General features: G+C 70.7%; 2 protein-coding genes. Both read right to left on the bottom strand.

Annotated elements, in window-relative coordinates; translation table 11 throughout:
• Window positions 1-64 precede the first annotated feature (64 nt).
• Window positions 65-970 carry a phosphoribosylaminoimidazolesuccinocarboxamide synthase gene (locus LOY02_RS10475; protein ID WP_317182302.1) on the bottom strand — a complete coding sequence of 302 codons (906 nt, stop codon included), beginning with the start codon at window positions 968-970 and terminating at the stop codon, window positions 65-67.
• A 91-nt stretch (window positions 971-1,061) separates the two neighbouring features.
• Window positions 1,062-1,523 (bottom strand): response regulator transcription factor (locus tag LOY02_RS10470; protein ID WP_317182301.1); only part of this gene is annotated, 462 nt, incomplete at its 5' end.

Genomic DNA, 1,523 nt, shown 5'->3' with positions numbered 1-1,523 from the left:
CCGCGCGACCACCACCACCTATCGGACCCCGGCCCGATCCTGGTCGGCCCCCCGCCCCGGAGAGCTAGAAGGTCTCGCCGGTGAGCCGCTCGAAGACCTCGACGTACTTGGCCCGGGTCTGCGCGACCACGTGCTCGGGCAACGGCGGTGGCGGCTCGCCGCTCGCCTTCGACCAGCCTGACTCGGCCGAGGTGAGCCAGTCGCGGACGAACTGCTTGTCGTAGGAGGGCTGCGGATGGCCGGGCTCCCAGAGGTCCGCGGGCCAGAACCGCGACGAGTCCGGAGTGAGCACCTCGTCGGCCAGGACGAGTCCGCCGGAGCCCTCGGGTGCATAGCCGAACTCGACCTTGGTGTCGGCGATGAGGATGCCCCGCTTGGCCGCGATCTCGTTGCCTCGGGCGAGGATCGCCCGCGTGAGGCGGGACACCTCGGCTGCGACCTCGGCCCCGAGCTCGGCCTCGACCTCGGCCGGGCTCATCGGCTGGTCGTGCTCGCCGACGGGCGCCTTGGTCGTGGGCGTGAAGACCGGCTCAGGCAGGCGGGAGCCGTCGACCAGGCCTTCCGGCAGAGGCACGCCCGAGACCGATCCCTTCGAGAGGTACTCCTCGAGCCCTCCCCCCGTGAGGTAGGCGCGGGCGATCGCCTCGACCTTGAGCATCTCGAGCCTGCGGACGAGCACGGCCCGCCCCGCGACCTGCTCCGGCACGTCAGTCGAGACGACGTGGTTGGGGACGAGGTCCGCGAGCTGGTCGAACCACCACAGCGACAATCGGGTCAGGACCTCGCCCTTGTCGGGGATCTCGGGCGTCATCATCCAGTCGTAGGCCGAGAGCCGGTTCGAGGCGACGAGAAGCAGTCGGGCCTCGTCCCTGCGACCGTCCGGACCGATCGGCGCGTAGAGGTCGCGCACCTTGCCGGAGTAGACGTGCTCGTAACCGGGCAGGTCGAGGGGCGCATCCGTCGTCGTCACGGGGTCATCCTCCCATCGGCGCCGGGTCCGGCGACCCCCCTGCCGAGCGGGCCCCGACGTCCTCGCCGTCGGCGCCGTCCAACGGAACCGGTCAGGGCTCGACGAGACCGGCCCGGATGGCGTACCGCGTCAGCTCGACGCGATCGCGCATGCCGAGCTTCGCGAGGACGTTGGCGCGGTGGCGCTCGACCGTCTTGAGACTGATGACGAGGACGTCGGCGATCTCCCGTGACGAGCGACCCTCGGCGATGAGCTTGACGACCTCCTCCTCGCGCGGGGTGAGCACGGCCTTGGGCAGTCGCTCGCCGCGTGCCACCCGCCCGAGGTAGTTGCGCACGAGGGTGCTCGCGACCCCGCCATAGAGGAAGGGCTCGTCCCGCATCGCTGCCCCACAGGCATGCACGAGGTCGCTGTCCGCGGCCGACTTCAGCACGTAGCCGCTCGCACCGAACTTCAGGGCCGAGAAGAAGTACTGCTCGTTGTCGTACATCGACAGCATGAGGATCCGGACCCCGGGCGCGAACCGGGAGATCTCCCGGGCCGCCTGCAGCCC

Origin of the sequence: Intrasporangium sp. (assembly GCF_032907665.1) — a bacterium.
Lineage (GTDB): Bacteria > Actinomycetota > Actinomycetes > Actinomycetales > Dermatophilaceae > Intrasporangium.
This window is presented reverse-complemented; position numbering and strand designations above follow the sequence as displayed.